Raw genomic sequence first — 17,240 nt, 5'->3', positions numbered from 1 at the left:
GCCCTTACCGGCCCCCGAGGCTCTGCGCCGCGGCAATCACCGCCTGCCCCAGCGCCAGTCCACCATCGTTCGCGGGCACGCGCGCGTGGATCAAGACCGGGACGCCGGCGAGGCTCCGAAGCGTCTCGGAGAGCAGGCGGGCGTTCTGAAAGCAGCCGCCCGACAATGCCACGGCCTTCGCCTCGCCCGAGCGGACCAGCGCCCTCGCGCGCGTCGCGAACGCCTGCGCGAGACCGGCATGGACGCCCGCCGCGATCTCGGGCACGGACATGCCCGCCTCCAGGTCCGCGACCATCGCCGTCAGCGCCTCGGACGGCTCGATGATCCGCGCATCCGTCCCGAACGCGTAGTCCGGCCCGACGACACCGTCGGCCACGGCCTCGAGCGCCATCGCTGCCTCGCCCTCGAAGCTCTGCCGCGCCGGGGACAGCCCGAGGATCGCCGCCACCGCATCGAAATGCCGCCCGGCCGAGGACGAAAGCGGCGCGTTCACCCCGCGCTCTGCGGCTTGCCTCAGGATGTCACGGGGCGCCTCCGGGAAAAGTCTGTCCGCCACGCCCGGCAAGCCCGCCTGATCGAGCCGCGCCAGCGCGTTCCGCCAAGGCTCGCGGCTCGCGGCATCGCCCCCCATCAGCGGCGCGGGCCGCAGATGGGCGCGGCGCTCGTAACCCCGGTAATCGCCCAGCAGCAGCTCGCCGCCCCAGACGCTCCCGTCCGCGCCGAGCCCCAGACCGTCGAGCACGATGCCCGCGACCGCGCCGCCATCGAGCGGCCAGCCGTTCTCGGCAAGGCACGCGGCGAGATGCGCGTGGTGGTGCTGCACCTCGACCGGCGCGCCCCCCGCCCGCTCCCAGGCATGGCGCGACGACAGGTAGTCGGGATGCAGATCGCAGGCGAAGACCTCCGGCCGGTGATCGAAAAGCGCCGCGTAATCCCAGTCCGCCTTCACGAACTCGTCCCATGTCAGCGCATTGTCGAGATCGCCCAGGTGATGCGACAGGAGCGCCTGCCCGTTTTTAACAAGGCAGATCGCGGATTTCAGATGCGCTCCGAACGCCGCGACCTGCGGAGCGTCGTCGAACCCGTCGGGCAGCGGCAGCGTGTCCGGCGCCATGCCCCGCGCGCGGCGCAGGATCATCGGACCCGAGGGCGCCATCCGCATCACGCTGTCATCGAGCCGCCGCGCGATCTCGCGGTCATGGTCGAGAATGCCGTCGACCAGCGCGCCCAGCACCTCCCGCGCCTCGTCATTGCCGATCACCTGCGGCTCGCCGGAGAGATTGCCGGAGGTCATCACCAGCGGGCGCTGGACCCGGTCGAGCAGGAGATGGTGGAGGGGCGTATAGGGCAGCATCCACCCGAGCCGCGCCTGCCCCGGTGCGAGCGTCTCCGGCAGAGGCGCGGCCCTGAGCAGGAGCACGATCGGCGCGGCGGAGGATGCCAGCGCCGCCTCCTCCTCGTCGCTCGGGTCCGCATACGTGCGGATATCCTCCCACCGCCCCATCAGGGCGAGGGGCTTGGTCGGGCGTCGCTTGCGCGTCCGGAGCGTCGAGATGGCCTCCGCATTGGTGGCGTCGCAACAGAGGTGAAACCCGCCGAGCCCCTTGACCGCCAGCACCGCGCCCGCAAGGAGCGCCGCGGCCGCCGCCGCGACGGGATCGCCCGGCGTGTCGAAGCGCAGCTGCGGGCCGCAGGCGGCGCAGGCCACCGGCTGCGCGTGGAACCGCCGGTCGGCGGGGTCGGCATATTCGGCCGCGCACTCGGCGCACATCGCGAATTCCGCCATGGTCGTGCGGGACCGGTCGTAGGGAAGGCTGCGCAGGATGGTGAAGCGCGGCCCGCAATGGGTGCAGTTGGTGAAGGCGTAGCCCGCGCGCCGCGGATCGCTGCCCCGGATATCGGCAAGACACTCCGCGCAGGTGGCCGCGTCCGGCGTCACCCGGGTTTCGGCCCCGCTGCCCTGGCTCTCGGCGATCCCGAAGCCCACGGGCGCGACCTCGAAGCGATGCGCGGCGGTCTCGATGGCGTCGATGCGCGAAAGCGGCGGCGCCTCGGAGCGGATCGCCGCGAGAAACCCGTCCAGATCGGTGCCGGTCGCGAAGATCAGCACGCCCTCGCGATCGTTCAGAACCGAGCCCCCAAGGCCGAAGCGCTGCGCCAATTGCCAGATGAAGGGCCGGAAGCCGACGCCCTGGACCTGTCCGCGCACCCGGATGCGGACGCCGTCGGTCAATGCACCGTGCAAACCATGCAGGGGTCGAAGCTGCGCACGATGTGCTGGACCGAGAGCGGCGTGTCCTCGTCCTCGCCCACCGGCGCGCCGACGAGCGCCGCCTCGACCGCCCCGGGCGTGCCAGCGCCGTCCCGCGGGCTGAAATTCCAGGTCGTGGGCGCGATGATCTGGTATCCCGCGATGCGCCCGCGCTCGACCCGGATCCAATGCCCGAGCGCGCCGCGCGCGGCCTCGACCAGCCCCTCGCCGGTGCCCTCGTTCGGCAGGGCCACATCGCGCATGAAGTGCTCTTCCGGGCGCAGCGCCTCGACCCAGCTTTCGAGCAGGAGCTGCGTCCGCGCGATCTCGAGAAGCCGTCCGGCCACGCGCGCGAGCACCGTCGAGCCGCTCCGTGCCAGATCGAGCGCCGCGGGATGGCCGTCGACGACCTGGCGGGCAAAGGCACCCGTCTCGATCACCGCGCCACCCAGTCGCGGCGCCTTGCACCAGCTATAGGCGGGCGCGGCCATGTCCTCGTCGGGGAAGGTCTGGCCCCGCGCCGGATGCGCGTCGGGACCGAGCATCCAGGCATGGCTCAGGTCCTCGAGGATCTGCGAGGTGTGGAGCGCCGTGAGCGCGCCCGCCTCCCAGAGCCCCTGCGCCATCGCGCGGCCCCCGGGCAAGGGATAGGCCCCGAAAGACAGGTAGCGCCCGGGCCCGGGCCCCATCGCGCCGAGGCCCAGATCTGCGGCGATCTCCATGAAGAGCCCCGCGTCGCCCCGGTCCCAGGACGCGAGCGCCTCGGCCGTCTCCAGCGCGGCGAACTCCTCGACCGGCGCGCCGAAGACCACGGTTTCGAGATAACGGCGGAAGCCCCTGAGCGTGCTCGACATGCGGATGCGGTCGCGCGCGGTCGGCGCGCGCGTCACCCCGCCCGGCTGGATCGCCAGCGTGTGCGGCCACTTGCCGCCCAGGAGCCCGACGATGTGCAGGATCTGCGCCCGCGCCTCGACGCAGGCTCTCGCGGCAGAGCCCTCCATCGCGGTGAAGCGCGCCACCGCGCGGTCGTGCCACCTGGCCCCGGCATAGGCGGGCCGGGCGAAATCGGCGCAGAAGAAGAGGTTGAAATGGGTGAGATGGTCGCAGAGGTTCTCGACCCCGTGCATGATCACCGCCGCGAGCGCTCCTTGCGGCGCGGGCGATGCGCCCGCCAGCGCGCCCAGCGCCTCGGAGGCGGCGAAGGACTGGCTGATCGAGCAGATGCCGCAGATCCGCGGCGTGATCGTCAGCGCATCCATCGGATCCTTGCCGAGCATCATCGCCTCGAACCCGCGAAAGAGCGGCGCGTTGTTGTAGGCTGCCGCGACACGGCCGTCCTCGATCTCCAGCCGGATCTCGAGATCGCCCTCGACGCGGTTGAACGGGCCGACCAGCAAGGACCGTTCGGTCATGGTTTGCGCTCGCGGATGGTGGGCGTGATCCGCGTCCGGTCCGATGTCGCGTTCTCCGAGAGCCGCCTGGGCGTCGCGGCCTTCGACAGCGACGCGAGCGCCATGAACCAGGCTTTGGGCATGTCCGATGGCAGGCCCACCGGGATGCCGGCGATCTTCGGGGTCTCCGAGAACGGGTGGTTCGGCTCCTCGAACTCGGGCGCGGTGCAATTGATGCAGGCGTAGCCCGCGCGCGTGCAGGAGCTGCCGCCGTTCCAGCCGCGGATATTGCAGTCGCCCACCGCCTGCGTGCCGACGCAGCCCAGGTGCTCCATCATGCAGCCAAGCTGCCCCGGCTTCTCGGCGCTTGCCTTGAACTCATAGAACTCGTTCTTCGGACAGGCGTGGTGCACGAGGTTCTCGGCGTAGAACAACGGCCGCCCGAGGCTGTCGAGATCGCCCGCCCCCAAGGCGCCCGCCGCGATCAGAAGCAGCGTTTCGGTGACCCAGTCGGGATGGGTCGGACAGCCGGCGACATTGACGACCGGCAGGCCGGAGCGCGAGCGGAAGCCCGCGCCCAGCGCGCCGCCCGGACGGCTGCCGTCATATTGCAGCCCCACCGCATCGGCCGGATTGCCGCCCGCCGATGTGACGCCGCCATAGGTCGCGCAGGTGCCCACGGCGACCACGTGCTTGGCCAGCGGCGCGAGGCTCTGGACCCAGTCGAGCATCGAGCGCCCGGTCCCCGAGAGCATCTGGAAGCGTCCGGTGCCGCGCGGCCCGGTCAGGATCGAGCCTTCGACGCAGAGGATGTCGAGCGCTGTCCGTCCCGCCTCGACCTCGGCAAGGAGGCGACGCACCTCGCCGCCGGTCTCGGTGCTGAGCGCCGGATGCCAGAGAAACCGCAGACCAGCATCGCCCAGGATGTCGAAGACACCGGGGCTTTCGGCGCAGAGCAGCGACATGGTGCAGCCGCCGCAGCCAGCCGATTGCAACCAGAGAATATTCATGCACCCTCGCTCAGCGGCAGCGTCAACTCGAAGGTGCTGCCCTCGGCGCCGGTCCGCAAGAGGGTCAGGCTGCCATTGTTCTCTTCCGCGGTGCGATGCGAGATCGAGAGGCCAAGCCCCGTGCCCTTGCCGACCGGCTTGGTGGTGAAGAACGGATCGAAGATCGAGATCGCCTTGTCGGCGTCGATCCCGGGGCCGTTATCCGCGACCCGGAGCACCGCCTGCCCCTCGCTCTTCTCGACGGTCAGGACGATCCGCGCGTCCTTGGCATCGGCCAGCGCGTCGATGGCGTTCTGGACGAGGTTCATCACGATCTGCTGGACCGGTCCGGGCGTTCCGTAGGCCTGAACGACCGGGTCGCTGTCGAACACGATCTCCACCGGTGTCTTGGTGCCGCGCCGGACCCAGTCGGCGGCGGTCCGTGCGGTGGTGACCAGGTCGAAAGGCACCGGCTCGCCGCCGCCCCCGGCGCTCAGGCGGCGCAGGTCCTCGACGATGTCGCGAACCCTCTCGGCCCCTTCCTTCGCCCCCCGGATCGCCTCGCGCAGGTTGCTGACGGTGCGGTCCAGCCGCAGCTCTTCGCGCAGCGCGACGAGCTCGGGGCGGCTGGTGCCCGCCTGGACGGCGTCGAAATAGGTCTCGAACCGCGCAGTGTATTTCTCGAGCGCGTGGGTGTTGGCGTAGACGAAGCTGATCGGGTTGTTCAGCTCATGCGCGACGCCCGCCACGAGATGGCCGAGCGAGGCCATCTTCTCCTGCTGCACCAGCCGCGCCTGCGCCTGCTGCAACGCCATGTGGCTCGCTTCGAGCTCGCGATAGGCCGAGCGCAATTCGCCGACGGGACGGCCCACCAGCACGACGCCGCGGCTTCGGCCGCGGGTGTCGAGCCGAGGGCTGACGCTAACCTCGAGCGGCGTCGGCCCATCGGCGGTGGCGAACTCGACCTCGACCATGCGCGGCTGGCGATCCCGGATCACCTGGTCGAGGACGGCAAAGAGCATGTCGCGGGCATGGGGCTCCAGAAGGTCCGCAAGCTTCGAACCCGGCGCGGGATCGCTCGTCGTCCCGAGGATCGTGGCGATGGCGCCCCCGGTGCGCTCGATCAGCCGCGCGGTATCGACGACGATCAGGAGATCCGAGACCGAGGCCAGCACCGACGCCATGAAGCCGCGGATCTCGTCGAGCTCCTGGTTCTGGCGCTCCAGCAGGTTCTGGTAATCGACGAGCTCCGAATAGGTGCGGTCCATCGCGGCGATCACGTCGCGCCACGTGTCTTCGCTCAGAGCGTGCACCGGGTCTCCGCCCGCCGGGGGTGTTGACTGGAAGTCCATGCCGCCACCCTATCGCCGGAGACGAAGGCTGCGCAAGAAACGGTCGTCACGATGCGCGTCGCGTCGAGAGATCACCGCCGCGCGGAAGAGCGGCCAACGGGCTGCCCCCCTGCCCCTGGCGTGTCGGTTAGAGGATCCCGCGCCTCATGCCACCGCCAGGGCGGCCGGAGACGCGATCTTCGAGAAGCGCACGAGGATGAGCGCGGTCCCGGTGATGCCGTTCTCCTCGAGCGTCCGGGTCAGGGTCGGCAGCGCCGTTTCCAGGTGCCGCTCCCGGGGCGTCGAGATGTTGCAGAGGATATCGACCCGAGTGTCGGCGGGCGCGCCACGCGAGAGCAACTCGGCCGAGATGCGCCCGGCGGCGTTCACGCCCATGTAGATCGCGAGCGTCGTGCCCGGACGGAACTGGGTGGCCCAGTCGGGGGCTGGATCGCCCGGGCGGCAGGTGCCGGTGGCCAGGAGGATCGCGTCGGTCTCACCGCGCTCGGTCAGGCTCCGCCCGAGGCTCGCGGCGGCGGCGCTCGCGGCGGTAATGCCCGGGACGATCTCGACCGCGATCCCGGCCTCGCGGGCGGCCTCGAGCTCTTCGGTCGCGCGGCCGAAGACCGACGGATCGCCGGATTTCAGCCGCACGACCCGGCGGCCGCGACGCGCCTCGGACACGATCAGCGCGCAGATCTTCTCCTGCGGCCAGGACGAGGCGCCGACCTCCTTGCCGACGAAGACCCGCTCGGCGTCGCGCCGCGCGAGCTCCAGCACGTCGGGATCGACGAGCCGGTCGTAGAAGATCACGTCCGCCTCCTGCAGCCGCTCGACCGCGCGCAGCGTCAGCAGATCGCGCGCGCCGGGTCCCGCGCCGACCAGCGCGATATGCCCCTCGCCCGCGCCCTCGGGCACGCGCCGCTCGGAGATCGCCGTCTTGATCCGCTGGGCGGCCTCGGCCTCGGCTCCCTGCCGGTGAAGCTGCGCGGGCGCGCCAGTGAAGACCCAGGCCCAGAAGGCGCGCCGCGTCGCCTGCGGCAGATGCTCCGCGACCGCGCCGCGCAGACGCCCCGCAAGACCGGCCAAGGCGCCGATCCGGGGCGGCAGCAGCGTCTCGATCTGCGTCTTGATCGCGCGCCCGAGAACCGGCGCGGTGCCTTCGGTGCCGATGGCCACGACGACCGGGTCGCGGTCGACGATCGAGGGGGTCGTCGCATCGCAGAGCTCGGGACGATCGACCACGTTCACCACCGCGCCACCCTCGCGGGCGAGCGCGTGCAGCGCGGCATCGGCGGCGGCGCAGCCCGTCGCGATGAAGGCCAGCGCGCTCCCGGCAAAGGTCTCGGGCGTGACCGGCCCGCTCAGCTGGCGCGCCCTTCCCTGCGCCACGAGCCCGCGCAGCTCGGGATCGAGGTCCTGCGCCACGAGAACGATCTCGGCATCGGTCTTGAGGATCAGCCGCGCCTTCTGCGCCGCCTGCTCGCCACCGCCCGCGATGACGACGCGGCGGCCCGTGGTGCGAATGAACATGGGAAAGGATTTCATGGCTCTGTCCTCTCTATTCAGCGGCTTCGCGCGGGGCGAACCGGTCGATCAGGGTGGTGATTTCGGGGCGGCAGGAGCCGCAGGTCAGACCCGCGCCCGTGGCCTCGCAGATGCGGTCGAGATCGGGGCCGACGGTGCCGATGGCCGCGAGAAGCGTGTTCGCGCCCACGCCCATGCAGGCGCAGACCGTCGGTCCCGGATCGAAGCCCGCGCCCCCGGCGCGCGCGGCGAGCACATCCCCCGCCGCCTGCCCGATCAGGCCCGCGACATGATCGCGCGCAACGGCGACCGGCTCGGGCGAGACGAAGAGCGCGGCGTCGAGCGTGCCGTCGGGCGCGGTGAAGGCCAGCCGGACCACGCCCGAGGCCGCATCGCTGAAAACCTGCGGCTCCGACCCGGTGCCGAAGAGGTCGCGGGCGAAGGCGGTCCAGTCCGCTTCCGCGCGCTCGCCCGCAAGCTCCATCCGCCAGCCGGTCTCGGACCGGACGCGCGCCCAATAGGCGGTGTCCGCCTCGGGTTTCCGCGCCGAGACCGCGAAGCCGTACCAGCCCGCCTCGAACGGCGTGACGGCAACCGCGCTCGCCTTGCTCTCGGGTTGGCCCGAGACCGCGTCGGTCATGGGCGCGACCAGCGCATCGACCCGGCCCGCCGAAGCTGTCTCTCCGGTCCAGTGCATCGGCGCGAAGGGCGCGCCGATGGCCGCATCCTCGCTGATCAACACGCGCAGGATGGCGCTGCCCTGCGGGCTCGTCACCCGCGCCAGACCGGCAGGCTCGAGCCCCACCGTCTCGGCATCCGAGGGATGGATCTGCAGGAACGGCTCGGCCAGGTGGCGCGACAGGCGCGGCGCGAGACCGGTGCGTGTCATGGTGTGCCACTGGTCCCTTGTCCGCCCGGTGTTGAGCCGGAACGGATAGCGCGGCGAGCGGCGGGTGGCGGGTGCCGCCTGCCGCACCGGGATGAGCCGCGCGCGACCGTCGGGGGTGAAGAACCGTCCGTCACCGAAGAACCGCCCGCCCGTGCGGTTGGCCGAGACCGGCCAGCGGACGGGCTCCAGCGCCTCGTACCCGGCATCCGACAGATCGGCGAGGCCGGAGATGTCGAAATCGCGCCCGAACCCTCCGGCGATCTTCGAGAGCGCGGCATGCTCGCGGAAGATCTCGGCGGGCGCGCGGTAGTCGAAGGCCTCGGCCCAGCCCATGCGCCGCCCCACCTCGGCGAAGATCGCCCAGTCGTGGCGGGCCTGCCCCGGCGCGGGGAGCGCCGGGCGCTGGCGGCTGATCGTGCGGTCGGAATTGGTGACGGTGCCGTCCTTCTCGCCCCAGCCGGTCGCGGGCAGGAGGACATCCGCGAGCCGCGCCGTGTCGGTCCGGGCGGTGATGTCCGAGACCACCGTGAAGGCGCACCCCCGGATCGCGTCGCGGACCGCGTCGGCATCGGGCATGGAGACGGCGGGGTTGGTCCCGGCGATCCAGAGCGCCTTGATCCGTCCGTCGCCCACGGCGCGGAACATCTCGACCGCCTTCAACCCGGCGCTCTCGGCCATGGCGGGCGCGGACCAGAAGCTTCGCACCGCCGCGCGATGCCCGGCATCCTCGAGATCGAGATGCGCCGCGAGCATGTTGGCCAGCCCGCCGACCTCGCGCCCGCCCATCGCGTTGGGCTGGCCGGTGACGCTGAAGGGCCCTTGGCCGGGCTGGCCGAGCCGGCCGGTGGCGAGATGGCAGTTGAGGATGGCGTTGACCTTGTCCGAGCCGGTGCTGGACTGGTTCACGCCCTGGCTGAACACCGTCACCGTGCGCTCGGTCGCGGCGAACATCCGGTAGAACCGCGCGACATCCCCCGCGGCGAGCCCCGTCGCGTCGATCTGGTCGGCGGAGGCGGCACGGAAGGCCTCGTCGAACCCGGTCGTGTGCTCGAGGAGGAAGCGCATGTCGAGCGCGCCCACCTCGCGCAGATGCGCAAAAAGCCCGTTGAAAAGCGCGACATCCGTGCCGGGGCGCAGCTTCAGATGCAGATCGGCGATCTCGCAGGTCGCGGTGCGGCGCGGATCGACGACGACGACCTTGGTGCCGCGCTCGGCGCGCGCCGCGGCGAGCCGCCGGAAGAGCACCGGGTGGCACCAGGCCATGTTGGAGCCCACCAGCACCACCAGATCGGCCTCTTCGAGATCGTCATAGATGCCGGGCACCGTGTCGGTGCCGAAGGCGCGACGGTGGCCCGCGACGGTCGAGGCCATGCAGAGCCGCGAGTTGGTGTCGATATTGGCCGAACCGATGAAGCCCTTCATCAGCTTGTTGGCGACGTAGTAATCCTCGGTCAGAAGCTGGCCCGAGACGTAGAAGGCCACGCTGTCCGGACCGTGCTTGGCGATGGTCTCGGAGAACCGTGTCGCGACGAGATCGAGCGCGGTGTCCCAGCCGGTCTCGACTCCGTCGACGCGCGGCGCGAGGAGCCGCTCCTCCAGCCCCACGGTCTGCCCGAGCGCCATCCCCTTCGAGCAGAGCCGCCCTCGGTTGGCCGGATGCGCCGGATCGCCCTCGACGCCCAGGCCCCCGGCGCCGTCGGGCCGCAGGAGCACCCCGCAGCCGACGCCGCAATAGGGACAGGTCGAACGGACCTGAGGGAGACCGGCGCCGTCCATCACGCGGCCTTTTCGCCGAGGACAGACGCCTCGATCAGGATGCGCCCTTGGGCGACCTTGACCGCGTAGGTCGCGATCCGCCCCTCGTCCGCGCCCTGCGCCGCGCCGGTCTCGAGATCGAAGACCCAGTTGTGCAGCGGGCAGGTCACCTTCTGGCCATGCACGATCCCCTCGGCCAGAGGTCCGCCCTTGTGCGGGCAGGCATTCGCGGTGGCGAAGACCGTCGCCTCGTCGGTGCGGAAGACCGCGATGCAGCCCTGAGCGGTCTTCAGCTTGCGCGCGCCACGGACGGGGATGTCCTCGAGCGCCCCGATATCGATCCAGCTCATTCCGCGGCCTCCAGTGTCAGGTCTGCGATCGGCGCGAACTTGCGCGCCTCCTCGTCCCGGGCGCGTTCGGCCCAGGGGTCTTTCTGGTAGATGCTCTGGCTCAGCTCGAAGGCGGCGATCAGGCGCGCGCGCTCCTCCGGGACCGACAGCGTCTCGCGGACCCAGTCGAGCCCGACCTTGGCGATCCACTTGTAGGGCCGGTCGAGATACTTGGCGTTCTCGCGGTAGAGCTGGACGAAGGCGATGGTCCAGGCGAGCGCCTCTTCCTCGGTGGCGACCTTCACCAGCGGCTCGGTCTCCTTGACGTCCATGCCCGCCGCGCCGCCGACGCCGACCTCGAAGCCACTGTCGACGCAGACCACGCCCACATCCTTGCAGGTCGCTTCCGCGCAGTTGCGCGGGCAGCCCGAGACGGCGAGCTTGACCTTGTGCGGCGTCCAGGAGCCCCAGAGCGCCTTTTCCAGCTTGATCCCGAGCCCGGTGGAATCCTGCGTGCCGAACCGGCAGTGATCGGTGCCGACACAGGTCTTAACCGTCCTGAGGCCCTTGGCATAGGCATGGCCCGAGACGAGCCCCGCGCGGTTCAGATCGGCCCAGATCGCGGGCAGATCTTCGCCCCGGACGCCCAGAAGGTCGATCCGCTGGCCGCCGGTCACCTTGACGGTCGGCACGTTGTATTTCTCCGCCGCGTCGGCGATGGCGCGCAGCTCGGTCGCGCTGGTGATCCCGCCCCACATCCGCGGCACGACGCTGAAGGTGCCGTCCTTCTGGATGTTGGCGTGCTTGCGCTCGTTGACGAAGCGCGATTGCGGGTCGTCCTGGTAGTCGACCGGCCAATCGGCGAGCAGGTAGAAGTTCACCGCCGGACGGCAGACATGGCAGCCATTGACCGTGGACCAGCCGAGCTCCTGCCAGACCGCCTGCTGCGACTTCAGCTCCTGCGCCTTGATCAGGCGGCGCACGTCCTCGTGGGTGAGCTCGGTGCAGCCGCAGACCGGCTGGGCGGTCGGACGCTCGAAGGCGTCCCCGAGCGTCACCGCCAGAAGCTGTTCGACCAGCCCGGTGCAGGTCCCGCAGGACCCCGAGGCCTTGGTCGTGGCGCGCACCGCGTCGAGCGAGCCCGCGCCTCCTTCGATCGCCTCGACGATCCGGCCCTTGCACACGCCGTTGCAGCCGCAGATCTCTGCGTCAGCCGGTAAGGCTGCAACGGCCGCCATAGGGTCCAGCGCGGCGCCACCCTGGAAGCTCGGACCGAAGATCAGCGTGTCGCGCATCCCGGAGACGTCGGTCCTGTCCTTGATGAGGCCGTGGAACCAGGCGCCGTCGACCGTGTCGCCATACATGACCGCGCCGATGACGCGGTTGTCCTGCAGGACGAGGCGCTTGTAGACGCCGCGCGCCGGGTCGCGGAAGACGATGTCCTCGCGGTCGTCGCCCTCGGCGAAATCGCCGGCGCTGAAGAGATCGCAGCCGGTGACCTTGAGCTTGGTCGAGGTCTCGCGATTGGCAAAGGCCGCCTCGGCGCCCGCAAGGGTCGCGGCCGCCACCTTGGCCTGGTCGTAGAGCGGCGCGACGAGGCCGAAGATCTGGCCGTCATGCTCGATGCATTCGCCGATGGCGAGGATATCCGGGTCGCTCGAGACCATCTGGTCGTCGACATGGATGCCGCGCCCGGTGGCGAGCCCGGCCTCGGCGGCGAGCGCCGTCGCCGGACGGATGCCCACGGCCATCACCAGGAGATCGCAAGGCAGCTCCCGCCCATCCTCGAGCCGGAGCGCAGTCACGCGCCCGTCCTCGCCGAGGATTTCCCTGGAATTGGTCGAGACCAGCACCTTGATGCCGCGACCCACCAGATCCTTGCGCAGGAGATACCCCGCCGCCTCGTCGAGCTGCCGCTCCATCAGATGCCCCATCAGATGGACCACCGTCACATCCACGCCGCGCGCATGCATGCCCGCCGCGGCCTCGAGCCCGAGAAGCCCGCCGCCGATCACCACGGCCTTTTTGCCCTCGCCCAGCGCCATCATCCGCTGGGTGTCCTCGAGGTCGCGATAGGCGATCACGCCGTCCAGATCGTGGCCGGGCAGCGGGATGATGAACGGGGTCGAGCCAGTGGCGATCACCAGCTTGTCGTAGGGCACATGCCCGTTCTCGCCCTCGACCACCTTCATCTCGCGGTCGATCCGCAGAACCCGCTCGCCGAAACGGCAGGTCACGCCCTTGGCCTCGTAGAAGCCCGCGTCGTGGGTGACGATCTCCTCGTAGGTCTTCTCGCCCGAGAGGACGGGCGACAGCATGATGCGGTTATAGGTGCCGCGCGGCTCGGCGTTGAAGAGCGTGATGCTCCATCCGCCCGCATCCGCGACATGCTCGACGAGCCGTCCCGCCGCCATGCCTGCGCCGATGATGACAAGGTTTTTCATTGGCTTACTCCGCTGCAATCGGTTTGGGGGCGGGTTTCGACCTGGGCTTGGCGCCGTGCTCGTATTCCTCGAGGAAATCGAGCACCTCCTGCCGGTAGGCGTAGTAGTCGGGATGCTCGAGCAGCGCCGTGCGCGTTCTCGGGCGCGGCAGCTTCACATCGGTGATCTTGCCGATGGTGGCGTTCGGACCGTTGGTCATCATCACCACCCGGTCGGCCAGAAGGATCGCCTCGTCGACATCGTGGGTGACGCAGATCGCGGTGACCTTGGTCCGCGACCAGACCTCCATCAGCACCTCCTGCAGCTCCCAGCGCGTGAGGCTGTCGAGCATGCCGAAGGGTTCGTCCAGGAGCAGGAGCTTGGGGCTGAGCGCGAAGGCCCGCGCGATCCCCACCCGCTGCTTCATGCCGTTCGAGAGCTCCGAGGCGGGCTTGTCCATCGCATCGGCAAGGCCCACCCGTTCGAGATAGTACTCGACCACGTCCTGCCGCTCGGCGCGGCTGGCCTTGGGGTAGACCTTGTCGGCCCCGACCGAGACGTTCTCCCTGGCGGTGAGCCAGGGAAAGAGGCTCGGCGCCTGGAAGACCACCGCGCGCTCGGGATCGGCGCCCTCGACATGGCGTCCGTCGAGCTTGATCGCGCCGCTCGAGATGTCGTTCAGTCCGGCGGCCATGGTCAGCACCGTGGACTTGCCGCATCCCGAATGCCCGATCAGCGAGATGAACTCGCCGCGGTCGATCTTGAGGTCGAAATCCTCGACCACCGTCAGCGGACCCTTGGGGGTCGGATAGACCTTGTTGAGCTGGCTGAAATCGAGGAAGCGCGTGTCGATCAGCCCGTCCTGCGCCTTGGCCACCGCCGCCGGAACGCCGTGGATCGGCGTGACGTCCGGCAGCATCCGGCTGCCCTCGATCCGGGCCTTGATACCCACATCCATCAGGAACTTGGTCACATCCGCCCTGAGACGCTTGAAGGTCGCGTCATGGTTCATCGCGGTGCGGTCGCGGGGGCGCGGGATGGTGACGCGGAACTCGTCGCCGAGGCTCCCATCGGGATTGAGCGCGATGATCCGGTCGGCCAGAACGATGGCCTCGTCGACATCGTTGGTGATGAGGACGCAGGTCTTCTTGTCCCCCTCCCAGATCCGCTCGATCTCGTCGGCGATATTGGCGCGGGTCAGCGCGTCGAGCGCCGAGAGCGGCTCGTCGAGGAGCAGCACTTCGGGGTTCATCGCCAGCGCCCGGGCGACGTTCACCCGCTGGCGCATGCCGCCCGAGAGCTCCGCCGGACGGCGGGTCGCGGCGTGGCTCAGCCCCACCATGGAGACATAATGGTCGACCTTCGCAGCCTTCTCCTGGGCCGAGAGGCCAGGGAAGATCGCATCGACCGCCAGCGCGACATTGCCGTTCACCGTGAGCCACGGCATCAGCGAGTAGTTCTGGAAGATCACGCCGCGCTCGGGACCCGGGCCGGTGATCTTCTCTCCGCGGAAGCTCACGGTGCCGCGGCTCGGCGTGTCGAGACCGGCCAGAAGGTTGATCAGCGTCGTCTTGCCGGTGCCGGAGAAGCCGAGAAGCACGAGGAACTCGCCCTCCTCGACCTCAAGAGTGATGTCCCGCAGCACCTCGGTCCGGCCTGCGCCGTCGCCGAAGCTTTTCGAGACGTGATCGAGTGACAGGATGCCCATGGGTTGCTGTCCTCAGCGATGGTTGGTGAAGGTGAAGAGCGACTGGATGGCGAACATCAGACGGTCGAGCAGGAAGCCGATGATGCCGATGGTCAGCACCGCGACCATGATCTTGGCGAGCGACTGCGAAGAGCCGTTCTGGAACTCGTCCCAGACGAATTTGCCCAAGCCGGGGTTCTGCGCCAGCATCTCGGCGGCGATCAGGACCATCCAGCCCACCCCCAGCGACAGACGCAGGCCGGTGAAGATCAGCGGCAGCGCCGAGGGCAGCACCAGCTTGGTGATCTTGGTCCAGGTGCCCATCTTCAGCACCTTCGAGACGTTCACCAGGTCCTTGTCGATCGAGGCCACGCCCAGCGCGGTGTTGATAAGCGTCGGCCAGAGCGAACAGAGCGTCACGGTGATCGCCGAGTTCAGGAACGACTTCGAGAACATGCCGTCATTGGTGACGTAGACCGCCGAGACGACCATGGTGACAATGGGCAGCCAGGCGAGCGGCGAGACCGGCTTGAAGATCTGGATGATCGGGTTCAGCGCCGCGTTGGCCATCGGCGAGAGCCCCGCAGCGATGCCCAGGGGGATGGCCACCGCCGAAGCGATCAGGAAGCCGAAGAACACCGTCCGGATCGAGGTCCAGATCTGGCTGTAATAGCTTGGCGCGCCGGTATATTCGCGGGTGATCGGCTCCTTGCCCTGCGCCTCGCGGCGCTCGTTGAGCTGCGCGACCTTGGCTTCGAACGCCGCGCGGCTTTCGCCCTTCTGCACCGCGTCCTCGTGCAGGTTGACGGCCTCTTCCCAGACCTGCGCCGGCCCCGGGATCGCGCCGAGCGAGGTTTGCACGGTCGGCGCCAGCGCCGCCCAGAGCGCCAGGAACCCGGCAATGGCCAGAAGCGGCACCCCCAGAAGACGCCAGATCTCGGACATCTGGGCCTTGGGGTTGTCTCCAGCCGCGGCTTTCAGGACGGGGGTCATCCAGGAGAGACCCAGAACCTGGAACCAGCGGTCGGCCTTGGTGATGCGGGAGAAGAGACGCTCGCGGCGCGCTTCCTTGTCTGCGGCTTTCGAAAAGCCGGGATCGACGGCGGTCATGGGCTCGGATCCTTGCGTATCTGAATGAGAGAGAAGGACCGGCCCGCCAGAATAAGGAGGCGGGCAGACCGGTCCCGGATGCAGGGGCGCTTAGCCCTGCACCTCGTTGCCGACGACGATCTGCTCGCCCTTCAGGCCGATGGGCAGGCTCTCGAGATAGGCGTTGGGCGTGCGGCCGTCATAGGCGATGCCGTCGATGATATCCTCGGCGGGCGTCGCTTCCTTGTAGCCGTCGCTGTCCCAGGGGAAATCGGCCTCATCCGCCAGCCCTTCATCGACCAAGAGACGCGCGGCCTCGAGGTAGATCTCGGGCTTGTAGACCGACTTCGCGACCTCGTCGTACCACTCGTCCGTCTTCGCCTCGGCGATCTGGCCCCAGCGGCGCATCTGGGTCAGGTACCAGACCGCGTCCGAGTAATAGGGATAGGTCGCGTTGTAGCGGAAGAAGACGTTGAAATCGGGCACCTCGCGGGTGTCGCCCTTCTCGTATTCGAACGTGCCGGTCATCGAGTTGGCGATGACCTCCTGGTCCGCTCCGACATATTCGGGACGCGAGAGGATCTCGACCGCCTCGGGCCGGTTGGCGTTGTCGTTCTCGTCGAGCCACATCGCCGCGCGGATCAGCGCCTTGACCACCGCGAGCGTGGTGTTCGGGTTCTCCTCGGCGAATTCGGCGGTGATGCCGAAGACCTTCTCGGGGTTGTTCTTCCAGAGCTCGTAATCGGTGATCACCGGCACGCCGATGCCCTTGAAGACCGCTTGCTGGTTCCAGGGCTCGCCCACGCAATAGCCGTGGATCGTGCCCGCCTCGAGCGTCGCGGGCATCTGCGGCGGCGGGGTCACCGACAAGAGCACATCGGCGCCGATCTGGCCGGTGATGTTCTCGGGCGAGTAGTAGCCCGGCTCCAGACCGCCCGCCGCCAGCCAGTAGCGCAGCTCGTAATTATGGGTCGAGACCGGGAAGACCATGCCCATGTTGAAGGGCTTGCCCTCGGATTTGAACTGATCGACCACCGGCTTCAGCGCCGAGGCCGAGATCGGGTGCTGGGGACGGCCGTCCTCCATCGTGGGGACGTTGGGCTTCATCATCTCCCAGACCTCGTTCGAGACGGTGATGCCGTTGCCGTTCAGGTCCATCGAGAAGGGCGTGATGATATGCGCCTCGGTGCCGAAGCCGATGGTCGCCGCCAGGGGCTGACCGGCCAGCATATGCGCGCCGTCGAGCTGGCCGTCGATCACACCATCGAGCAGCACCTTCCAGTTGGCCTGTGCTTCGAGCGTGACAAAGAGCCCCTCGTCGAGGAAATAGCCCTGTTCATAGGCCACCGCGAGCGGCGCCATGTCGGTGAGCTTGATGAAGCCGAAGGTCAGCTCGTCCTTCTCGAGATCGAGCATTTCGGCGGCGGCGGAATTGGCCATGAGCGCGGCAAACGCAACGCCTGTCAGGATTTTGGTCATCGGGTATGTGCCCCTGTGATGGTCGCCCGCTGGCGACGAAGAAACGAAAAAAGCCGCAAGACCGGCCCGGCGCGGGATGCGCTGGGTGGGTCGAGCGGCT

At 69.3% G+C, this 17,240-nt stretch carries 11 protein-coding genes; all 11 read right to left on the bottom strand.

Going from position 1 to position 17,240, the window contains the following annotated elements; genetic code table 11:
* Positions 1-4: 4 nt before the first annotated feature.
* Complete coding sequence (hypF, locus tag ACFQ4E_RS15565; RefSeq protein ID WP_386805148.1) at positions 5-2,233, bottom strand: carbamoyltransferase HypF; 2,229 nt, start codon at positions 2,231-2,233, stop codon at positions 5-7.
* A complete protein-coding gene (locus ACFQ4E_RS15560) occupies positions 2,230-3,663 on the bottom strand; it encodes a nickel-dependent hydrogenase large subunit (RefSeq protein ID WP_386805146.1) in 1,434 nt (477 codons plus the stop codon). The genes hypF and ACFQ4E_RS15560 overlap by 4 nt, the downstream gene beginning before the upstream one ends.
* Positions 3,660-4,652 carry an NADH-quinone oxidoreductase subunit B family protein gene (locus tag ACFQ4E_RS15555; protein WP_386805144.1) on the bottom strand — a complete coding sequence of 331 codons (993 nt, stop codon included), beginning with the start codon at positions 4,650-4,652 and terminating at the stop codon, positions 3,660-3,662. Before ACFQ4E_RS15555 ends, ACFQ4E_RS15560 begins: the two co-directional genes overlap by 4 nt.
* On the bottom strand, positions 4,649-5,944 hold the full coding sequence (locus ACFQ4E_RS15550) for a sensor histidine kinase (RefSeq protein WP_386805142.1): 1,296 nt from the start codon (positions 5,942-5,944) through the stop codon (positions 4,649-4,651). Before ACFQ4E_RS15550 ends, ACFQ4E_RS15555 begins: the two co-directional genes overlap by 4 nt.
* 183 nt (positions 5,945-6,127) lie before the next feature.
* Positions 6,128-7,510: a siroheme synthase CysG gene (cysG, locus tag ACFQ4E_RS15545; protein ID WP_386805140.1), complete on the bottom strand. Its 1,383-nt coding sequence runs from the start codon at positions 7,508-7,510 to the stop codon at positions 6,128-6,130.
* Between the two features lie 13 nt (positions 7,511-7,523).
* Complete coding sequence (locus tag ACFQ4E_RS15540) at positions 7,524-10,154, bottom strand: molybdopterin-dependent oxidoreductase (protein WP_386805138.1); 2,631 nt, start codon at positions 10,152-10,154, stop codon at positions 7,524-7,526.
* Complete coding sequence (gene nirD / locus ACFQ4E_RS15535; protein WP_386805136.1) at positions 10,154-10,483, bottom strand: nitrite reductase small subunit NirD; 330 nt, start codon at positions 10,481-10,483, stop codon at positions 10,154-10,156. Before nirD ends, ACFQ4E_RS15540 begins: the two co-directional genes overlap by 1 nt.
* The gene (nirB, locus tag ACFQ4E_RS15530) at positions 10,480-12,906 is read right to left on the bottom strand and encodes a nitrite reductase large subunit NirB (RefSeq protein ID WP_386805134.1); all 2,427 of its coding nucleotides are present in this window, start codon (positions 12,904-12,906) and stop codon (positions 10,480-10,482) included. Before nirB ends, nirD begins: the two co-directional genes overlap by 4 nt.
* Before the next feature lie 4 nt (positions 12,907-12,910).
* Complete coding sequence (locus tag ACFQ4E_RS15525) at positions 12,911-14,593, bottom strand: ABC transporter ATP-binding protein (RefSeq protein WP_386805132.1); 1,683 nt, start codon at positions 14,591-14,593, stop codon at positions 12,911-12,913.
* A 12-nt stretch (positions 14,594-14,605) separates the two neighbouring features.
* Entirely contained in the window at positions 14,606-15,682 is a 1,077-nt protein-coding gene (locus ACFQ4E_RS15520; RefSeq protein WP_386805130.1) for an ABC transporter permease, read from the bottom strand.
* A 90-nt stretch (positions 15,683-15,772) separates the two neighbouring features.
* On the bottom strand, positions 15,773-17,140 hold the full coding sequence (locus ACFQ4E_RS15515; RefSeq protein WP_386805128.1) for a CmpA/NrtA family ABC transporter substrate-binding protein: 1,368 nt from the start codon (positions 17,138-17,140) through the stop codon (positions 15,773-15,775).
* Positions 17,141-17,240 lie beyond the last annotated feature (100 nt).

Origin of the sequence: Litorisediminicola beolgyonensis, from assembly GCF_042679605.1 — a bacterium.
Lineage (GTDB): Bacteria > Pseudomonadota > Alphaproteobacteria > Rhodobacterales > Rhodobacteraceae > Litorisediminicola > Litorisediminicola beolgyonensis.
The sequence above is the reverse complement of the archived record's forward strand: the minus strand, read 5'-3'. Positions and strand labels throughout refer to the sequence as shown.

Bases quoted from the DNA above. Each gene is read 5' to 3' on its own strand.
- ACFQ4E_RS15560 (WP_386805146.1), bottom strand. From the start codon at position 3,663: ATGACCGAACGGTCCTTGCTGGTCGGCCCGTTCAACCGCGTCGAGGGC.
- ACFQ4E_RS15525 (WP_386805132.1), bottom strand. From the start codon at position 14,593: ATGGGCATCCTGTCACTCGATCACGTCTCGAAAAGCTTCGGCGACGGC.
- nirD (WP_386805136.1), bottom strand. From the start codon at position 10,483: ATGAGCTGGATCGATATCGGGGCGCTCGAGGACATCCCCGTCCGTGGC.
- ACFQ4E_RS15555 (WP_386805144.1), bottom strand. From the start codon at position 4,652: ATGAATATTCTCTGGTTGCAATCGGCTGGCTGCGGCGGCTGCACCATG.
- nirB (WP_386805134.1), bottom strand. From the start codon at position 12,906: ATGAAAAACCTTGTCATCATCGGCGCAGGCATGGCGGCGGGACGGCTC.
- ACFQ4E_RS15520 (WP_386805130.1), bottom strand. From the start codon at position 15,682: ATGACCGCCGTCGATCCCGGCTTTTCGAAAGCCGCAGACAAGGAAGCG.
- ACFQ4E_RS15540 (WP_386805138.1), bottom strand. From the start codon at position 10,154: ATGGACGGCGCCGGTCTCCCTCAGGTCCGTTCGACCTGTCCCTATTGC.
- cysG (WP_386805140.1), bottom strand. From the start codon at position 7,510: ATGAAATCCTTTCCCATGTTCATTCGCACCACGGGCCGCCGCGTCGTC.
- ACFQ4E_RS15515 (WP_386805128.1), bottom strand. From the start codon at position 17,140: ATGACCAAAATCCTGACAGGCGTTGCGTTTGCCGCGCTCATGGCCAAT.